15 protein-coding genes are annotated in these 19015 nt (G+C 42.2%); 9 read left to right on the top strand and 6 right to left on the bottom strand.

Annotation, left to right across the window (positions count from 1 at the left end; all coding sequences use genetic code 11):
• The first annotated feature begins 104 nt into the window (after positions 1-104).
• The 5 genes from porU (at position 105) to G4420_RS03420 (ending at position 6434) form a co-directional block, all read left to right on the top strand.
• Positions 105-3839 carry a type IX secretion system sortase PorU gene (gene porU / locus G4420_RS03440; RefSeq protein WP_163322180.1) on the top strand — a complete coding sequence of 1245 codons (3735 nt, stop codon included), beginning with the start codon at positions 105-107 and terminating at the stop codon, positions 3837-3839.
• Positions 3840-4010: 171 nt separating this feature from the next.
• Positions 4011-5174, top strand: coding sequence for a type IX secretion system outer membrane channel protein PorV (porV, locus tag G4420_RS03435; RefSeq protein WP_204273580.1), 1164 nt, complete (start codon positions 4011-4013; stop codon positions 5172-5174).
• Positions 5174-5653 carry a 2-C-methyl-D-erythritol 2,4-cyclodiphosphate synthase gene (gene ispF / locus G4420_RS03430; RefSeq protein WP_163322179.1) on the top strand — a complete coding sequence of 160 codons (480 nt, stop codon included), beginning with the start codon at positions 5174-5176 and terminating at the stop codon, positions 5651-5653. Before porV ends, ispF begins: the two co-directional genes overlap by 1 nt.
• Positions 5654-6016 (top strand): CoA-binding protein, encoded by a 363-nt coding sequence (locus G4420_RS03425; RefSeq protein WP_163322178.1) that lies wholly within the window; start codon positions 5654-5656, stop codon positions 6014-6016.
• A gap of 85 nt (positions 6017-6101) precedes the next feature.
• Positions 6102-6434, top strand: a complete 333-nt coding sequence (locus G4420_RS03420; RefSeq protein WP_163322177.1) for a thioredoxin family protein — start codon at positions 6102-6104, stop codon at positions 6432-6434.
• 456 nt (positions 6435-6890) lie between these two features.
• Here the strand turns inward: G4420_RS03420 and G4420_RS03410 are convergent, their stop codons facing one another.
• The gene (locus tag G4420_RS03410) at positions 6891-7670 is read right to left on the bottom strand and encodes a DUF3667 domain-containing protein (RefSeq protein ID WP_163322176.1); all 780 of its coding nucleotides are present in this window, start codon (positions 7668-7670) and stop codon (positions 6891-6893) included.
• 63 nt (positions 7671-7733) lie between these two features.
• Positions 7734-9734 carry a urocanate hydratase gene (locus G4420_RS03405; RefSeq protein ID WP_163322175.1) on the bottom strand — a complete coding sequence of 667 codons (2001 nt, stop codon included), beginning with the start codon at positions 9732-9734 and terminating at the stop codon, positions 7734-7736.
• Between the two features lie 145 nt (positions 9735-9879).
• Between G4420_RS03405 and G4420_RS03400 the strand changes: the two genes are divergently transcribed.
• The 3 genes from G4420_RS03400 to G4420_RS03390 all read left to right on the top strand — a co-directional run bounded on the left by G4420_RS03400 (position 9880) and on the right by G4420_RS03390 (position 11872).
• On the top strand, positions 9880-10458 hold the full coding sequence (locus G4420_RS03400; RefSeq protein WP_163322174.1) for a LemA family protein: 579 nt from the start codon (positions 9880-9882) through the stop codon (positions 10456-10458).
• A 111-nt stretch (positions 10459-10569) separates the two neighbouring features.
• A complete protein-coding gene (locus G4420_RS03395; RefSeq protein WP_163322173.1) occupies positions 10570-11007 on the top strand; it encodes a TPM domain-containing protein in 438 nt (145 codons plus the stop codon).
• Positions 11008-11080: 73 nt separating this feature from the next.
• Positions 11081-11872 carry a TPM domain-containing protein gene (locus G4420_RS03390; RefSeq protein WP_163322172.1) on the top strand — a complete coding sequence of 264 codons (792 nt, stop codon included), beginning with the start codon at positions 11081-11083 and terminating at the stop codon, positions 11870-11872.
• 437 nt (positions 11873-12309) lie between these two features.
• On the opposite strand, the gene G4420_RS03385 is transcribed toward G4420_RS03390, so the two are convergent.
• The 4 genes from G4420_RS03385 to G4420_RS03370 form a co-directional block, all read right to left on the bottom strand.
• Positions 12310-13086 (bottom strand): zinc ribbon domain-containing protein, encoded by a 777-nt coding sequence (locus G4420_RS03385; RefSeq protein WP_163322171.1) that lies wholly within the window; start codon positions 13084-13086, stop codon positions 12310-12312.
• A gap of 28 nt (positions 13087-13114) precedes the next feature.
• Complete coding sequence (locus G4420_RS03380; RefSeq protein WP_163322170.1) at positions 13115-14209, bottom strand: Nif3-like dinuclear metal center hexameric protein; 1095 nt, start codon at positions 14207-14209, stop codon at positions 13115-13117.
• Entirely contained in the window at positions 14199-14549 is a 351-nt protein-coding gene (locus tag G4420_RS03375) for a MerR family transcriptional regulator (RefSeq protein WP_246241517.1), read from the bottom strand. The genes G4420_RS03380 and G4420_RS03375 overlap by 11 nt, the downstream gene beginning before the upstream one ends.
• Before the next feature lie 149 nt (positions 14550-14698).
• A complete protein-coding gene (locus G4420_RS03370; protein ID WP_163322169.1) occupies positions 14699-15679 on the bottom strand; it encodes a M23 family metallopeptidase in 981 nt (326 codons plus the stop codon).
• Positions 15680-15857: 178 nt separating this feature from the next.
• On the opposite strand from G4420_RS03370, the gene alaS reads away from it, so the two are divergent.
• Positions 15858-18479, top strand: coding sequence for an alanine--tRNA ligase (gene alaS, locus G4420_RS03365; RefSeq protein WP_163322168.1), 2622 nt, complete (start codon positions 15858-15860; stop codon positions 18477-18479).
• The last annotated feature ends 536 nt before the right edge of the window (positions 18480-19015 follow it).

Here is a 19015-nt window from a genome sequence, read left to right as displayed (position 1 = left end):
TATCTTTGGCATTATTCGGTGTTAAACCGTGGTTGGTTTGCGGCTTTATTTGCAATATTTGAATGCGGTAGCCGTTTACAAGCTTATATTATTGACCGTATTTTATGAATAAATATATACTTCTGTTATTTGTTTTTTTGCTTGGCTTTGCTGTTAAAGATGTGCATAACGAGATTATTGTACTTGACTGGCAGGAAAACCCGGGCAGCCGCGACGGAGAAGTGTTGGAATTCTTTGAAAATGCTGATCTTTCGGGCGATGTGGCACATCTTTCTTTGCCTGTTTATACCCGGCTTTATAAGCTCGAAAATCCAAATAAAATACTTCGGTTTAGTATTGAGAATCCCGTTTTTGAGCAGGTGAGTGACAGTATAAAGAAACTGTTAGCTGTTGAAATTCCTTCGGAAATAAAAGTAAGAACTTCTGTTGTCCAGTCGGGGAACGAAAAAAAAATTGAACTTCAGATCATTCCGCTGAAAGAAGAGAATGGCAAAATTTACCGGTTAAAAAGTTTTGGACTACGCGCTGCTCCCGATGTTTATAAAAAATCGGTTCAAGCGATAAATTGGAAATCAGAATCGGTGCTGGCAACAGGTGACTGGGTGAAAATCCGAACCTCGGGAAAGGGGATTTACAAGATACCCCATTCGAGATTAATTGATTGGGGATTTTCAGATCCTTCGCAGGTTGGTGTATTTGGAAGCGGAGGAAAAATACAATCGGAAGATCCCGGTGAGATTGATTACGAAGATTTGGAAGAGTGTGCCGTGTGGACAGCCAGTAATAATGGCGAGCAGTGTTTGTTCTTTTATGCACCCGGAATTACCGAATGGGATTTAAACACTTTAGGAATTTTTTCACATCGTTCGAATGAATATACCACGCAGGGATATTTCTTCCTGGGAAATACAGGAACACCAAAACAGCCCGAAACTCTGGATAATGCTTCAGATGAAATCACACATTCAACATCAACGTTTGATTGTTTCGACCTTATAGAATATGAAAAACACAATTTGCTGGAATTGGGTTCAGGGAAAAACTGGTATGGCGACAGGTTTACAAACGGCGGATCGAAAACATACACTTTTATGGTTACTGATCCTGCAGAAGTAACTTCAGCCAAATTAACAGTTAGCGGTGCTGCGCGATCGTTTCGGTCGTCGGATTTTGGGGTTGCCGCAGAAGGTACGGAAGCCGGAACTGTGCCATTCAGAAGTGTTGACACCGGCGAAACTTACGGTATTTATGCCGATCCCGAAACCACAACAATGAATGTTGATTTATCGGAAGGTGATCAGGAAATTAGATTAACCTACAATGCATCGAACAGCAGTGCCGAAGCGTGGCTCGATTATATTGAACTGAACTACCGACGAAACATTGCAGTGGGCGATGCTCCTTTGTTTTTTCGCGATTCGAAATCGATTGGAGCGGGCAGTATTGTTGAGTTTCAGGTTGCTAATGCAGGAAGCGATACAAAAGTTCTGGATGTTTCGGATAGTAAAAATGCAAAAGAAATAAATGCGGTGCTAAATGGCACCGATTTACGTTTTAAACAGGAAGCTTCGGAACTAAAAGAATACGTGGTTTTTAATTCTACGGGAACTTTCCCTGAACCAGTATTTGTTGAAAATGTTGAGAACCAGAATTTACATGCCATAAATACACCGGATTTTCTGATCATCTCGCACAGTAATTTTATGAGCTCTGCTGATCAATTGGCCGATTTTCATCGTACGCAGGATGGAATGAGTGTGGAAGTGGTTGATGTAAATGCTATTTATAACGAATTCAGTTCAGGGAGCAAAAGCGCCACCGGAATCCGCAATTTTATAAAAATGATTTACGACCGGGGGAATACGCTAAAATATGTATTGCTTTTTGGCGACGGGAGTTACGATAACCGAAATATAAGTGGCAGCGGATTAAATTTTATTCCAACTTACCAATCTTCTAATTCGCTGGATCCGTTAAACTCATATGTAAGCGATGATTATTTTGTGATGCTCGATGCCGGAGAAAGTTTATCAAATGGTTCTATCGATTTGGGGATTGGACGAATTCCGGCATCAACAGCGTATCAGGCGCAGTTGGTGGTTGATAAGATAAAACGTTATTACGAACCGGAAGCTTTGGGCGACTGGCGAAATGTGGTTTGTATGATCGGCGATGATGGAGATACCGGAATTCACATGCGGCAGTCGGAGCAAATTGCCGATACACTCAATAGCAATCACGGAGAATTTATTACCGATAAAATATACTTTGATGCTTATGCCGAAGATATTACACCGGCAGGTGAGCGATATCCTGATGTAAACGCCGCAATAAACGAAAGGGTAGAAGAAGGGGTGTTGATTCTGAATTATATCGGGCATGCCAACAACAGTTTTCTGGCGCACGAGCATGTGTTGGAAAAGGGTGACATTAATTCGTGGTCGAACCGAAATCAGCTGCCAATTTTTGTAACAGCAACCTGCGAGTTCAGCCGGTTTGATGCTGATGAGACTTCGGCGGGAGAGGAAGTGTTGATGAATCCAAATGGTGGAGGTATCGGGCTGTTTTCTACCACACGCGTGGTAACTTCGGGAGCGAACTTTATGCTGAGCAGAAGTTTTTACCGCTATATTTTTGCTAAAGATGAAAGCGGAGAACATTACCGCATGGGTGATGTAATGCGCCTCGCCAAATCGAACCTGGTCAATGGAATCAACAAGCGTAATTTTTCATTGCTGGCCGATCCGGCTTTAAAACTTTCGTATCCGAAATACCAGGTAGTAACCACTTCGATAAATGGCGCGGATGCAGCTAGCAGCCCCGATACGATTGGGACGCTCGAAAAAATTACCATCGAAGGTTATGTGGCCGATTATTTCGATAACAGGATAGACGATTTTAACGGCGAGATAACGCACACTGTATACGATAAGGAAATAGATATGACAACGCTTGGAAATGGAGACGACAACAGGCCGTTGACTTTCCAGGTGCAGAATAACATTATCTACTCGGGAACAACAACTGTTACCAACGGAAATTTCAGTTTTAGTTTTGTTGTGCCCAAAGACATTTCGTATAAAATAGGTTCCGGAAAAATTATGTATTACGCCCAAAACGGAGAAGAGGATGCCCATGGTTCCTTTACAAATTTTAGTATTGGTGGCGAAGGATCGAACATTGCAGATGACAGCGGACCTGAGATTCAACTGTATCTGGATTCAGAAGATTTTCAGTCGGGCGATGTAACCGGAAAGAACCCGACATTGCTGGCTTATTTGTCGGATGAAAACGGCATTAACACGGTTGGAACCGGAATAGGACATGATATAACCGCCGTGATCGACAACGATTATTCGAAAGTATACGTACTGAACAATTATTACCAGGCCGAAAAAGATGATTACACAAGTGGCTTATTGCAATATCCGTTAAACAATCTATCGGTTGGAAAACACTCCTTGTCGTTAAAAGCATGGGATGTTGCAAATAACTCATCAGAAGTGGAAATTGAGTTTGAAGTAACCGGAGACTTTATCATTAATGATATAAGCAATTACCCGAATCCTATAACGGATTATACCTATTTTGTAATAGAGCACAATCAGGTAGGCGAAAGCTTTTCAGCAGTTTTCGATATTTATAACATCAACGGCAAATTGGTTGACCAGTTTGAAACGGAAATCAGCTCGAACGGAAATACCAGTAACCCTGTACGCTGGGATCTTTCAGAATCAAAAATTCCGCTTACTCAGGGGGTTTATGTTTACCAGGTTTTTTTGAAAAACAACGATGGGATAATTGCTTCGAAGTCAGGGAAATTACTGGTGGTGCAATAATTTTTCACTTTCAGTAAAATTTTTCGTCAAAAGCTGCGTTTTCATTCTTGTATGCTACAAGCTACAGCAAAAGAATTGAAACACCCGGAATGAAAAAGAATTCTGGGTACAGATTTAACCTATTGTTGCAAAGACAAATGTTATATCTTTGCACGCTCAATTTTTAAAAGTATGATTAAACTAATACGAATTTTATTTGTGGTGGCTCTGGTCGCCATGGTAAGTAAAAATGTAAAGGCCCAGACAGTTTCCGGTGCCAATACTATAACCACTGCCGTACCGTTTTTGGCAATTACGCCCGATTCGCGCGCTGGAGGTATGGGGGATGCCGGAGTGGGTACCACCGCCGATGTAAACTCGCAGCACTGGAACCCGGCAAAATATGTTTTTATGGAGAGCGAAATGGGAGTTGGTTTGTCGTATTCGCCTTGGTTGCGTAACCTGGTGAATGACATTAACCTGGCTTACCTTACAGGATACAAAAAATTGGATGATGTACAGGCACTTAGTGCTTCATTGCGTTACTTTGCACTTGGCGACATATTAACCATGGATGATCAGGGACAGCAGGGAATTCAGTTAAATCCAAATGAATTTGCGATAGATTTTGGCTACTCCCGTTTGTTGAGTGATGTTTTCTCGGGAGCGGTTGCTATACGTTACATTCGTTCCGACCTCACCGGAGGTCAACTTGTAAATGGTGTCGCTTCTCAAGCCGGTAACTCGTTTGCGGCCGATGTGGCTTTCTATTATTATAACGAATTCAGCGCAGGTCGTCAGGATAATATATTCGCTGCCGGTATTAATATTCAGAATATTGGTTCAAAAATATCTTATACGGATGGAACGGTGAAAGACTTTATTCCAACCACGCTGAAACTGGGTGCATCATACACCATGGAACTTGACGATTATAACTCGTTTGGTTTTGCAGTTGAAGCCAATAAATTATTAGTGCCAACGCCCAATGACTCTATTTATAATGATGGTGCTGTAATTTCCGGAGGAATTGGTTCTGATATTGGTGTTATTGAAGGTATTTTTAAATCGTTTGGCGATGCGCCGGGCGGATTTAAAGAAGAAATGCAGGAAATTACCTGGTCGGTAGGAGTTGAATACTGGTACAACCAACAGTTTGCTTTGCGCGCCGGTTATTTCTACGAGAATGAAAATAAAGGTAACCGCCAGTTTATTACTGCAGGTGCCGGTTTAAAAATGAACGTTTTTGCACTCGACTTCTCGTACCTGTTGCCAACACAACGTAACCACCCGTTGGAAAATACGCTGCGTTTCTCGCTGGCGTTTGATATTGACGCATTTAGTAACCAACGCTGATGGATTTCAGAATTGGACAAGGATATGATGTTCACCGTTTGGCCGAAGGAGAAACCTTGTGGTTAGGCGGTGTTCTTATTCCACACAGTAAGGGAACCGTTGCGCATTCGGATGGCGATGTGCTGATACATGCCATTTGCGATGCCATGCTGGGAGCGCTGAAATTACGCGACATTGGAACACATTTCCCCGATACTGCTGCCGAATTCAAAAATATCGACAGTAAAATTTTGCTGAAAAAGTCGTACGAGCTGGTAAAACAAAAGGGCTACGAAATTGTAAATATCGACTCAACCGTGCAGGCGCAGCAACCAAAATTGAAGCCGCACATTCCGGCTATGGAACAATGTATGGCTGATGTTCTGGAAATTGATGCCGACCGTGTGTCGGTGAAGGCAACAACTACTGAAACGCTTGGTTTCGAAGGCCGCGAAGAAGGAATGTCGGTTAATGCGGTGGTACTTTTAAAACGTATGTAAATGAGCAAACGCACACTTGTTATCGGTGCCAGCGAAAACCCGGCACGATACTCCAATAAAGCAATTCATGCCCTTCGAAGGAATGAACACGAGGTGGTAGCACTAGCCAAACGAAAAGGATTGGTTGACGATGTTGCCATTGAAACGGCTTTCCCGGAAAAGGAAGATATACATACTGTTACACTTTATGTGGGACCACAACATCAACCGGAGTATTACACGGATATAATTGATCTGAATCCGCAACGCGTTATTTTTAACCCGGGGACAGAGAATCAGGAATTTGCCGAAAAACTGGAAGCCAATGGAATTGAAGCCGAAGAAGCTTGCACATTGGTATTGTTAAGTATAGGGGCATATTAGCCTATACGAAATATCCAGCATCTAGTATCCAGCATCTAGTATCCAGCATCAAATATCCGGCATCCAGTATCAAGCATTCAGTACCATGTTCAAACAAATAAAATCATTAGAAGAGTTTATTGCACTGAAAGAAGAGCAGGCTGCCGTTCTTGCTTATTTCTCAACCGACGCCTGTTCGGTTTGTAAAGTGCTAAAACCAAAAGTGGAGGAAATGGCAACAGCCAACTTCCCGAAAATGCAGCTGGTTTACATTAAATCGGATGTGTTGCCCGATGTGGCTGCCCAGAACAGCGTTTTTACTGCGCCTACCATTGTGGTTTTTTTCGATGGCCGTGAAACTATTCGTAAGAGTCGTGCTTTTGGGGTTGATGAATTGCAACAAGAGATAGCACGGTATTATTCAATGCTTTTTGATTAGTTTATTGCACCGGCATTTTTCCTGGAATGTAGGCGCAATTTACTGTTGTTCACGCTTTGCACGCGGACAAACCCTTCCAAAAATAATTTTTGATGGCGTTGCCGGTGGCAAAACGATGCTGAAACATTTTTTGAAACCATTGTCAGCGGCAAAAGCTTCAAAAACCCGGTAGCGATGCCATTGCCACGGGCAAAAGCTATAAAAAGTATTTAGTGAACCCTTTGTCAATGGCAGAAGCTTGCCTAACGAGTTTTTCTTTCCTTTGCCGCGGGCAAAAGCCTGCCGAAATAATTTTTGGTGTCGGTGCCCTCGGCAATAAGTCTAACAAATTGTTAGTTGACTTGTGTTCTGCGGCATTGATAAACTCATCTCTACAATTATGTTATTATTTTCAGTTCAGATGAGAAGGTTGATTCGGAAGATTTTAACATGTAGCTCTAAAAGGATTTGCTTCGGTTACGACCTTACTTGTAACCAAATTGCTAAAACGATAGTGAATATTAGCAATAGCAGAATAAACCCGCCCAAATACATTACCATCGCTCCCAAAAAGGCGTTAAATACTGATTTGCCAAAATAGCGGTAATAGGAGTATGTAAAATATGAGGCACTTAAACCTGCTGAAAGCAGAGGGTAGATAGCCAGTAAACGAGGTGCAGCTATCATTATGACGGATAAAATTATTGAGACAGCAAAAATTTGTGCAAAAATAAATGTATTAATTATTAGATGCTCGCCATAATAAAGTTGCTTTCTACGGTAATACCATTTCGAAAATAGGCTGGCAAGAGGAATCATTATTAAAGGGATCAGATTAATGTATTTCCTTGCCAACTCCATATAGCGCTTTTGAAATTCCAGAGTTTCAGGAGATGTGCTTCTTTGGTCGGTGCCCAGAAAGTGACTTGTCGTTTCGATACTACTGTCGTATATGTTAAACGAAAGTATCATAAATGCGTAAATCCCAAAAATGATAAGAAGGTAATTGAGTGGATTTAAGTATGGTTTGGTTCGTCCGTTAAGGTAATCGTCGATAACTTTTCCCGGGTTTCGGAACATCCAAATCAGGGTGAAAAAAAATCCTCTCTCCAGGTTCAACGCAACACCAACTACAGACAGAAAGCCTTTTAGTGTAAAACGTTTGTTGTAGATCTTTTGCCCGCAATTGCTGCAATAATTGTCAATAGCCGAAGATTGGCAGGCCGGGCATTGGTTGGGTTTTGGTAGATCGGGCATTTTAGATTTATCCTTAATATGCTGTAAGATAAATCATTTTGCGCGAATCAGAAAAAAGGATTTTTAAAAAAGCTGATCCAGCAAAGCATCATCGGCTTCATTTGGTAGTGTAACTTTCAACTCAGGATTATCTTTCATCGCCTGCTCAATAGCAAAACGTGCCGGTTTGTTTCGAGCCCAGCTGCGGCGCGAGATGCCGTTGTTTACATCCCAGTGCAACATCATTTTCAGACGTTCTTCGGCTTCGGGCGATCCATCGATGGTCATTCCAAAGCCACCGTTTATAACTTCTCCCCAGCCAACACCACCACCGTTGTGTAACGAAATCCATGTAGCGCCACGGAAACCGTCGCCAACAAAATTCTGCACCGCCATATCGGCTGTAAACGATGAGCCATCGTATATATTTGAAGTTTCGCGGTACGGCGAATCAGTACCAGAAACATCGTGATGATCGCGCCCCAGAACAATGGGTGCAGAGATGCGTCCGTCGGCAATAGCATCGTTAAAGGCTTTGGCAATTTTTGTGCGGCCGTTACAATCGGCATATAAAATCCGCGCTTGCGAACCTACCACCAATTTGTTTTTCCCGGCTTCTTTTATCCAGTGAATATTGTCTTTCATTTGTCCGGTTATTTCATCTGGAGCAGTGGCAGCGATTTCAGTTAAAACTTCTGCTGCAATTTTATCCGTAGTTTCCAAATCCTCTGCTTTTCCCGAAGTACACACCCAGCGGAAAGGGCCAAAACCATAATCAAAAAACAGTGGTCCCATAATATCCTGAACGTACGATGGGTATTTAAATTCGCCATCGATTTTTGTAACATCGGCACCGGCTCTACTGGCTTCCAGCAAAAAGGCATTGCCGTAATCCCAGAAATACATGCCGTTTTTAGTCAGTTTATTCACTGCAGCTACATGTCGGCGCAGGGTTTTATAAACTTCTTCTTGAAACTGTTCCGGATTTTCGGCCATCATTTTATTCGATTCCTCAAAGCTCAGTCCGGCCGGGTAATAACCTCCTGCAAACGGATTATGCAACGATGTTTGATCCGATCCCAGTTCTACCGGAATATTTTCTTCAGCCAGCTTTTCCCACAAATCAACAATGTTACCCTGGTATGCGATTGAAACGGCTTCTTTGTTTTTTCGGGCTTTTAGTGCACGGGCGATTAATTCGTTCAGGTCGGTATAAACTTCATCCACCCAACCCTGGCTGTGGCGAACTTCCACCGCTTTCGGATTCACTTCGGCAACAATACAAACCATTCCGGCAATTACAGTTGCTTTTGGTTGTGCTCCCGACATGCCTCCCAGTCCGCTGGTTACAAATATTTTTCCGCCAAAATCGCCCGGTGAGTGCAGGCGTGCAGCATTCATAACGGTAATTGTGGTGCCATGCACAATGCCTTGCGGACCGATATACATGTACGATCCGGCAGTCATTTGTCCGTATTGCGATACGCCAAGAGCATTCATACGTTCGTAATCGTCGCGGCCGGAATAGTTAGGAATTACCATGCCGTTGGTAACCACAACGCGCGGTGCATTTTTGTGGGACGGGAATAAGCCCATCGGGTGACCGGAATACATCACCAGTGTTTGTTCGTCGGTCATTTCGGCCAGGTATTTCATAGTAAGCAGATACTGCGCCCAGTTTTGAAAAACCGCACCATTTCCTCCGTAAGTGATCAGTTCGTGCGGATGTTGTGCCACGGCGTAATCCAGGTTGTTTTGTATCATCAGCATAATTGATGCTGCCGGTTTCGATTTGGCCGGGTATTCATCAATGGGGCGTGCATACATTTTATAGTCGGGACGAAAACGGTACATATAAATACGCCCGTATGTTTCCAGTTCGTTCAAAAACTCAGGAGCAAGCACCTTATGAAATTTTGCAGGGAAGTAGCGCAAGGCATTTTTTAACGCCAGCTTTTTTTCATTCGCCGATAATATGTCCTTTCTTTTGGGGGCATGGTTAATCTCGGTTTCATAGGCTTTCGGTAATGGAAGTTTGTCCGGTATCCCTTGTAGAATGGCTGTTTTAAAATCTGCTAAATTCATGGTGCCTCTGCTTTAATCTTAAATATTTCGAAATACAACGGCAAATTATCGCCTTTCCCCGAATTTACTTCTGATATTTCACACCTTTTGAAAATATTTGCAGTTATTGTATACGTAAAAGGGAAAACAAATAATAATTGAATAGATGAAAAGATTTAGAATTGTATTAATAGCGTTAGTAAGTGTAGTTTTATTTTCGAGTTGTGGTTACAACAAAATGGTGGAAATGGATGAGCAGGTAACTGCTTCGTGGGCGCAGGTTGAAAACGTATACCAGCGTCGTGCCGATCTGATCCCGAACCTTGTAAATACCGTAAAAGGTTATGCCGAGCACGAGCAGGAAACGCTGACAGGCGTTATTGAGGCACGCTCGAAAGCTACTTCGGTGAATATCGATCCAACAAAATTAAATGCACAGTCGCTTCAACAATTTAACCAGGCGCAGGAAGGACTTTCTTCTGCTTTAAGTAAGTTAATGGTAGTTGTTGAACGTTATCCGGATTTAAAAGCCAACCAGAATTTTATGGAGTTGCAGGCGCAGCTCGAAGGCACGGAAAACCGAATTGCGGTGGAACGTCGTAAATTCAATCAAACCACACAATCGTACAACGCCTATATCCGGAAATTTCCAAGGGTAATTTATGCCGGTTGGTTTGGTTTCGAAAAGAAAACCTATTTCGAAGCGCAGCAAGGTGCAGAACAAGCTCCTGAAGTACAGTTTTAATAGTTTTGCGAAGAACGACATGTTGACCGTCAGCTGACGGATTCAGCAGCTCGCAAGTGAAGGAGATAGCATCCTTTTCAAATGCGGTAATTACAAAAAGGAAACGAAATTATGGGAGTTCAAAAATATTTTAGCGAAGCAGGAAAACTGCAAATTACCAATGCCATTCGCGTGGCTGAAACCAATACCTCTGGAGAGATAAGGGTACACATAGAAAATCACTGTAAAGGCGATGTGTTGGATCGTGCCGCTTACCTTTTCGAGAAGTTGGAAATGCACAAAACAGAATTACGCAACGGCGTTCTTTTTTACCTGGCAGTAGAGGATAAAAAGTTTGCCATTTTGGGTGATGGAGGAATAAACCAAAAAGTGGCCGACGATTTCTGGGAAAGTACCAAAGAAGTGGTTATTGCCAAATTAAAAGAGGGTAAGTACGCCGAAGCTCTGGCCGATGGAATTATTATGGCAGGCGAACAATTAAAAACACATTTCCCTTATCAGGATGATGATGTGAATGAATTATCAGACGAGATTTCGTTTGGAAAATAAAAATCACTGTTCCGCTTTTTCTCCCCTTGTACGGAAAGCGGGTGGATGGCAGAGGGGTTAAATTTAGAAAATTATGAAACAAACAATAATATTACTATTTGCAGTTATCCTAAGCGCCACAAGTGTTTTGGCACAAATACCCGAACGTCCGCAACCGGCACGTTTGGTAAACGATTTTGCCAATATTTTAAGCGATGGCGAAAAGCAAAACATGGAAAATGCCTTGGCACAGTTTGCCCGAAAAACCTCGACACAAATAGTTGTGGTAACTGTTCCTGACCTTGAAGGATATGATCGTGCGGATTATGCACAACGATTGGGCGAAAACTGGGGAGTTGGTCAGAAAGGCAATGATAATGGTTTGGTGGTTTTGGTAAAACCCAAAGTTGGTAACAGCAGGGGGCAGGTGTTTATTGCAACCGGCTACGGGCTGGAAGGCGTGTTGCCCGATGCTGTTTTGAATACCACAATCGTTAACGAGGAAATGATTCCCCGCTTTAAGGAGAATGATTATTACGGTGGTTTAGCAGCAGGACTAAACGTAATTATGGATATCACCCGTGGCGAATATACCGCAGAAAATTACCAGGAAAAGGTAAACGCCGGCGGCAGTGCCGGAATTCCTTTTGGGATCATCTTTTTTATTTTGCTGATAGCCTTATTCGGAAGACGCCGGCGAGGACGGTTCTATTCACCGGGCAGAAGTTTGCCATTCTGGTTAGCCATGGGAATGATGTCGGGTAGTCATCGTTCGTCAGGCTCGTTTGGAAACTTTTCGTCGGGAAGCGGAAGTTTCGGAGGCGGAGGCTTCGGTGGTTTTGGTGGCGGAAGCTTTGGCGGCGGAGGCGCCGGTGGAAGCTGGTAAAAGAAATTCATTTTTCGTTACATAAACAACAATGTTCAAATTTGATGAAGTCGTTTCTGGAGGAGCGGCTTTTTTCTTTTAAGGATTTTGGTAGTCGGTGTTAGGCATTTATAACCCCGGTTTTAAGTATGCATGTGTTGCCAGTTTCGAAAATCATCATGCATAAATACTGCTTTTGTCGACTTTGATTAGGCAAAAAATAATGCCGGGGCACAATCGTATCAGCTATATTTGTAACATACAAACCCGTTTTATACAAACTCTTAATAACAGAGTCAATCAAAAGAAGCATAGATGCAATGAAGAAAAAATCCCGGAGTGGACGCCGGGATTTTTTTATGGACGAAATATTAAGTATTCCTTTTAAATACGTCCTACAAAAAAATAGCCGGTTCAAAAATCTTGAACCGGCTATTTTTTAATCAATATCTTAATGCTTATTCAGCAATATCTTCAACTACGTTAATATTCTGGTCAACCAAAATACGACCGCAATATTCGCAAACAATAATTTTTTTGCGGCTGGCGATATCCAACTGTCTCTGAGGTGGAATTTTGTTAAAGCAACCACCACAAGCATCACGCTGAATAGTAACTACGGCCAAACCGTTGCGTGCATTTTTACGAATACGCTTAAAAGCTCCCAACAGACGAGGCTCGATAAACGACTCGATCTTTTCTGATTTCGCTCTCAGCTTTTCTTCTTCGATCTTGGTTTCTTCAGTAATTTCAGAAAGTTCGTTTTTCTTTCTATCCAGATCTTCTTCACGCTCTTTCAACTGTTCTTTCGATGCTGTAATGGCTTCTTTTTTCTGAGCCATTTCTACCGTGAACTCTTTAATTCGTTTTTCCGAAAGTTCGATTTCCAGGTTTTGGAATTCAATTTCTTTCGAAAGCGAGTCGAATTCGCGGTTGTTGCGAACGTTGTTTTGCTGTTCGGTATATTTTACAATCAACGCTTGCGAATCTTTAATCGCAATTTTTTTGTTGTTGATTGAAGTATCCAGATTTTTAACCTCGTCATCAAGGTTTACTAACCTGGTTTTTAAACCGGCAATTTCGTCTTCCAGGTCCTGAACTTCCAAAGGAAGTTCACCCCTTAGGGTTTTTATTTTATCAACTTCAGATACAACACTCTGCAACTCATGCAATGCGCGTAATTTCTCTTCTACTGAAATGTCTTTGTCTTCTTGCCTTGAATATGGTGCATTCATGCTCGTAATATTTTTATATACATAAAAATCAGAAGTAAAAAACCGGGTTGGAATTCACCTCTGATAAATGGATTGCAAATTTAGGGAATTTTTTCGTAAGTAACTCATAAAAAAGTTCTTTAGTGAACTGTTCGCTCTCAAAATGTCCGATATCGGCGATAACTATTTTATTTTCGGCATCAAAAAATTGATGATATTTAAAATCGCCGGTAACAAAGAAGTCGGCGCCCGAAGCAATCGCCTGGTTTAACAGAAATGAACCTGACCCTCCGCAAACCGCTATTTTCTTTACTTTCTTGTCGAGTAAAGCCGTGTGCCTGATGATTTTAGTGTTAAAAGTTTTCTTCAGTTGACGCAGAAAAGCAGTTTCGCTTTTTTCTTTGGGTAAGGTTCCGATCATGCCGGCACCAATCTGATCGAATTTATTGTCGAGCGAATAAATATCGTAAGCAACTTCTTCGTACGGATGTGCCTGAACAAGGGCATTTATAACTTTTCCCTGAAGGTAGTCGGGAAAGATCGTTTCAACACGGATTTCATTTTCGTAATGCTGTTCGCCTTTTTTCCCAACAAAAGGGTTGGAGGTGTCGCTTCCACGAAATGTACCTTGTCCATGCGCATTAAAACTGCACGAGTCGTAATTCCCGATTTGTCCGGCTCCGGTAGCAAAAACAGCTTCGCGAACTTTATTGGCATGATCAACCGGAACAAAAGTTACCAGCTTTTTGAGCAGACCTCCGGCGGGCTGAAGAATTTTGCAGTTCTCCAAACCAAGTTTTTCGCAAATCTTTCCGTTTACTCCGCCTGTAACACTGTCGAGATTGGTGTGTGCAGCGTAAATGGCCACATCGTGTTTTATGGCTTTTATAAGCGTGCACTCAATGTAATTTTTACCCGTAATTTTTTTCAATCCCGAAAAAACAATGGGGTGATGGGCAATAATTAATCCGGCTTTTCTTTTTATTGCTTCATCAACAATCGCCTCGGTAACGTCGAGCGTAACCAGGGCCGCCGATACTTCAGCGTTTTTATCGCCAAGAATTAGCCCGGCATTGTCGTACGATTCCTGCAATTTTAAAGGTGCAAGATCTTCCAAAAAATTGGTAATATCTTTAATTTTCATTTTCCTCAAGTCCTTGTTTAATCGCGATTAGTTCTTTTCTGATATCCTGTAAACGTTTAATCACCTCGAAATTGTTTAAGGTGTCTTCCGGATTTTCTTTTAACTTTTTTCTTGCGCCATCAATTGTCAATCCGCGTTCTTTTACCAAATGGTGTATCATCCGGATCGTCTCCAGATCTTTCGGCGTGAACTGGCGGTTGCCCTTTTTGTTTTTTACCGGTTTCAGTGCCTCGAACTGGTTCTCCCAATACCGAATGTGCGATACGTTTACGCCAAACATATCGGCTACTTCGCCAATGGAGTACAACATCTTTTCTATTTTGGGCTTTTTATATGGCACGCGCTAATAATTTAGATGCAAGATAAAAGATTTTAAAGCTGCGACAAAAGAGTGAATGATTTTTTGAAGTACGGACGTACAGAGAATAAAAAACTTCCACCGGAATAAACCGATGGAAGCTCAATATTTTATTATTAATCGCTAATCCGTTAGTCAAGCGACTGACCGATATTCGACGAAATCGCAATCATCTTGTCGTATTCCTGTGGTGTAAGGTCTTTAAACATGTAGTAGGTAGGATTTACTTTTTTCCCGTCCTTGTGCACTTCGTAGTGCAGGTGTGGTGCAGTTGATCCGCCGGTATTTCCAACATAACCAATAATGTCGCCGCGTTTTACCTGCTGGCCACGTTTTACATTAAATTCATTCAGGTGACCGTAAACCGTTTCGTAACCATATCCATGATCGATCTTTATGTTCAGGCCCAACCCAACTTTGTTTCTTTTTGAACCTGAAACATCGATAATCTTTCCGTCGCCGGTGGCATAAATCGGGGTTCCAACAGGAGCCGTAAAGTCTTGTCCCCAGTGCATTTTCCGCACTTTATAAATCGGGTGAACACGGTAGCCCCATCCACTTGAAGTACGTTTTAAATCGGTGTTGGTAATGGGCATAATTGCCGGTAACGAAGCCAGCATTTTTTCTTTGTTCAAGGCGAGTTCCAGCACTTCGTCGTACGATTTCGACTGGATATACGCCTGTTTCGAAATTACATCCAACTTATGTGCTGTGGCAATTACCAATTCGGCATTGTCCATATCTTCCAACTCCGAATATTTATTCGCTCCACCAAATCCTGCATTTCTTACTGTTGACGGAATTGGCTCAGCTTCAAAAATTACACGGTAAATATTATCGTCACGTTGTTGCAGTTCCGACAATACACTGGCTACTTTATCCAAATCTTTTGAAAGCAACTCGTATTGGGTAAGCAATCGCTTGTTTTCGCGCATCAATCGTTTTGATCGCGGCGTATCGTAAAAATTTACGAAGATTAGCGTAATTACAATAGCCAAGGCCAGACTACTCGAAAAATAGGTGAGTATTTTTGTTGCTTTGGCTTTCCAACTTAATCCTACGCTCTCGTAACTGAGCGTATCCGGGTTAAATTTATATTTCTTTTTTGCCATATAAAAGGCCGGTTTTTTCTCTTTATTAATGCTGATTCATTAAATCCTATAACTTTGCATGGATTTAATAAAACGTGATTTTTCACGCGGCAAAGGTAAGTAAATAACTCATAATTAATGAATTTGTTTTCTTTGCATTAAATATTTTTAACGAATTGATAAATCATACAGACGGAAAATGAAGACTTCTAAAGAGATACGTAAGGCTTTTCTCGACTTTTTTACCGAGAAAGAACATCAGATTGTAAACTCTGCACCGATGGTTGTAAAAGGCGACCCGACGCTGATGTTTACCAATGCGGGGATGAACCAGTTTAAAGACCAGTTTTTGGGTAACGAACCGGTAAAATATCCGCGGGTGGCCGATACGCAAAAATGTCTGCGTGTTTCCGGGAAACACAACGATTTGGAAGAAGTTGGTTTGGATACATACCACCACACCATGTTCGAAATGTTGGGAAACTGGTCGTTTGGCGATTACTTTAAAAAAGAGGCGATCGACTGGGCATGGGAGTTTTTGGTAACTCGTATGGGAATTGATGCCGACCGTTTGTATGCTACCGTTTTTGAAGGAAGCGCCGATGATAACCAGGAACGCGACAATGAAGCTGCCGGTTACTGGGAGCAATACCTTCCAAAAGAACGCATTCTGAACGGTAACAAAAAAGATAACTTCTGGGAAATGGGCGATACCGGACCTTGCGGACCATGTTCGGAGGTGCACGTTGATATTCGCTCGGAAGAAGAACGTGCAAAAGTGCCGGGGCGCGATTTGGTAAACATGGACCACCCGCAGGTGATTGAAATCTGGAACCTGGTATTTATTCAGTTTAACCGTAAGGCAAACGGTTCGTTAGAAAACCTTCCTGACAAACACGTTGATACCGGAATGGGTTTCGAGCGTTTGTGTATGGTTTTACAAGGCGTTCAGTCGAATTACGATACCGATGTTTTCCAAAGTACAATTGCCGAAATTGGCAAGTTGTGTAACAAAAAATATGGAGAAGACGAAAAGGTTGATATTGCCATGCGTGTAATTGCCGACCACCTTCGTGCGGTTGCTTTTGCCATTGCCGACGGTCAGTTACCATCGAATAATAAAGCCGGTTATGTAATCCGCCGTATTTTGCGCCGTGCCGTGCGTTACGGTTACACTTTCCTCGATTTAAAAGATGCCTTTATCTTCCGTTTGGTTGACGTACTAAAAGATACAATGGGAGATGCTTTCCCTGAATTGGTTAGCCAGCAAACACTTATTGAAAAGGTGATTAAAGAAGAGGAAGAGTCGTTCCTGCGTACCCTTTCAACTGGTATTAGGTTACTTGACGATATGATTTCGAAAGCAAAAAATGATGGCGCAACAGAAATTGCCGGAAAAGATGCTTTTGTATTGTACGATACATTTGGTTTCCCGCTCGACCTTACCGAGTTAATCACCCGTGAAAATGGTTTGGGTGTTGACGAAAAAGGTTTTGCAGTAGAAATGCAGGCTCAAAAAGATCGCTCGCGTAATGCGGCTGCTCAGGAAACGGATGATTGGGTGGAATTGCGCAAAATTGAGAAGACCGAATTTTTAGGCTACGACAAGCTGGAAGCCGAAATTAAAATTGCCCGTTACCGCAAAGTAACACAGAAGAAGAAAGCGTTTTACCAACTGGTATTCGATCAAACACCGTTTTATGGCGAATCGGGAGGTCAGGTTGGCGATGCCGGTTATATTGAATTCGACGGTGTAAAAACATCGATTTTCGATACACAAAAGGAAAATAACCTCACCGTTCATTTGGTAAACGAGCTTCCTGAAAATCCGGAAGAAACATTTTTCGCGGTAGTAAATGCCAAACGCAGAACAAACATTGCCAATAACCACACAGCAACGCACTTGCTGCATGCGGCATTGCGCGAGGTGTTGGGTACGCATGTAGAGCAAAAAGGATCGCTGGTAAATGCCGATCATTTGCGTTTCGACTTTTCGCATTTCCAGAAAATGAGTGATGAGGAAATTGCTGCGGTTGAAAAACTGGTAAACGAAAAAATTCGCGCCAATTCAGTAAAAGAAGAAAACCGCGAAATGCCGATTGAAGAAGCTAAAGCATCGGGTGCAATGATGTTGTTTGGCGAAAAATATGGCGAGGCGGTTCGGGTAATTAAATTTGGCGAATCGGTTGAATTGTGTGGAGGAACACACGTTGCGGCAACCGGACAGATCGGTATGCTGAAAATTGTATCGGAAAGTGCTATTGCTGCCGGTGTTCGCCGGATTGAAGCAATTACTGCCGATCGCGCTGAGAAATACATTAACGATCAGTTGGCGTTGATTAACAACATAAAAGAAACGCTGAAAGGTTCGAAAGATCTTTTGGGAAGTGTAACTACACTGTTGCAGCAAAATAGCGAGTTGAGCAAACAAATTGAGGCTTTCCAGCAGGAGAGTTTGAAAATGACCAAAGCCAACCTGAAGAGCAAAGTGTTAAACGAAAACGGTGTAAATATTATCGCCGATAAAATTCTTATCGATAATGCCGGGTTGGTAAAAGACTTGGCTTTCCAGCTAAAAGGCGAGGTTGATGATCTGTTTTTGGTAATTGGTGCCGACATAAACGGCAAACCAAATTTAACGGTAATGATTTCGGATAATATTGTTGCTGATAAAGGTTTAAATGCCGGACAGATTGTTCGCGAAGCCGGAAAAGAAATTAAAGGTGGCGGCGGTGGCCAGCCGTTTTATGCAACTGCCGGCGGAAAAGATGTTGACGGTTTGCAGGCAGCTATCGAAAAAGCACTGTCGTTTTTGCAGTAAGATGAAAATGGAACGCTGATGACACTGATTTAGCTGATTCTCGCAGATTTGCGGGTTAACCGCTGCTTACAAAGACCTTCAAGGTTTCCAAAACCTTGAAGGTCTTTTAGTTTCCTGTTGGCTTGTCCGCAGGTTAAAAAAGGGTTTCCTCCGACCCTAAATGGCCGTCCTACATTCGCAAAATGGTCTCCTACGATTAAAAGTTGTCTTCCTACACCGAATAGAACCGCTCCTACATCATTAAAAAGTCGTCCTACACCGGAAATTTCATCTCCTACGTTACATTTGTCTTGTCCTGCATGTGTAGGACGAATGTTTTGTAGTGTAGAAAGGATGATATTCGCCCGTTTTCTGTCATTTTGTTATTTGTGATCCGGGTTCTATGTAATAAGAGAACGAGGCAAAATCTTGCTGCTTCGTTCGGTTCCCATAATCTGCTAAAAAAATACCAAAGGGGTTTTTGTTTCGGCTCTTTTTTTTGAATTGTTCTAAATAAGGATTATTTTCAGCAACTATTTTGTAAGGAAATGGTTATA

This window comes from Draconibacterium mangrovi (genome assembly GCF_010586825.1).
GTDB lineage: Bacteria > Bacteroidota > Bacteroidia > Bacteroidales > Prolixibacteraceae > Draconibacterium > Draconibacterium mangrovi.
This window is presented reverse-complemented; position numbering and strand designations above follow the sequence as displayed.

Coding starts and splice junctions, on each gene's coding strand:
- G4420_RS03405 (WP_163322175.1), bottom strand. CDS start 9,734: ATGAATTTAGCAGATTTTAAAACAGCCATTCTACAAGGGATACCGGAC.
- G4420_RS03400 (WP_163322174.1), top strand. CDS start 9,880: ATGAAAAGATTTAGAATTGTATTAATAGCGTTAGTAAGTGTAGTTTTA.
- alaS (WP_163322168.1), top strand. CDS start 15,858: ATGAAGACTTCTAAAGAGATACGTAAGGCTTTTCTCGACTTTTTTACC.
- G4420_RS03425 (WP_163322178.1), top strand. CDS start 5,654: ATGAGCAAACGCACACTTGTTATCGGTGCCAGCGAAAACCCGGCACGA.
- porU (WP_163322180.1), top strand. CDS start 105: ATGAATAAATATATACTTCTGTTATTTGTTTTTTTGCTTGGCTTTGCT.
- G4420_RS03420 (WP_163322177.1), top strand. CDS start 6,102: ATGTTCAAACAAATAAAATCATTAGAAGAGTTTATTGCACTGAAAGAA.
- G4420_RS03380 (WP_163322170.1), bottom strand. CDS start 14,209: ATGAAAATTAAAGATATTACCAATTTTTTGGAAGATCTTGCACCTTTA.
- G4420_RS03410 (WP_163322176.1), bottom strand. CDS start 7,670: ATGCCCGATCTACCAAAACCCAACCAATGCCCGGCCTGCCAATCTTCG.
- G4420_RS03395 (WP_163322173.1), top strand. CDS start 10,570: ATGGGAGTTCAAAAATATTTTAGCGAAGCAGGAAAACTGCAAATTACC.
- ispF (WP_163322179.1), top strand. CDS start 5,174: ATGGATTTCAGAATTGGACAAGGATATGATGTTCACCGTTTGGCCGAA.
- G4420_RS03385 (WP_163322171.1), bottom strand. CDS start 13,086: ATGAATGCACCATATTCAAGGCAAGAAGACAAAGACATTTCAGTAGAA.
- G4420_RS03370 (WP_163322169.1), bottom strand. CDS start 15,679: ATGGCAAAAAAGAAATATAAATTTAACCCGGATACGCTCAGTTACGAG.
- porV (WP_204273580.1), top strand. CDS start 4,011: ATGATTAAACTAATACGAATTTTATTTGTGGTGGCTCTGGTCGCCATG.
- G4420_RS03390 (WP_163322172.1), top strand. CDS start 11,081: ATGAAACAAACAATAATATTACTATTTGCAGTTATCCTAAGCGCCACA.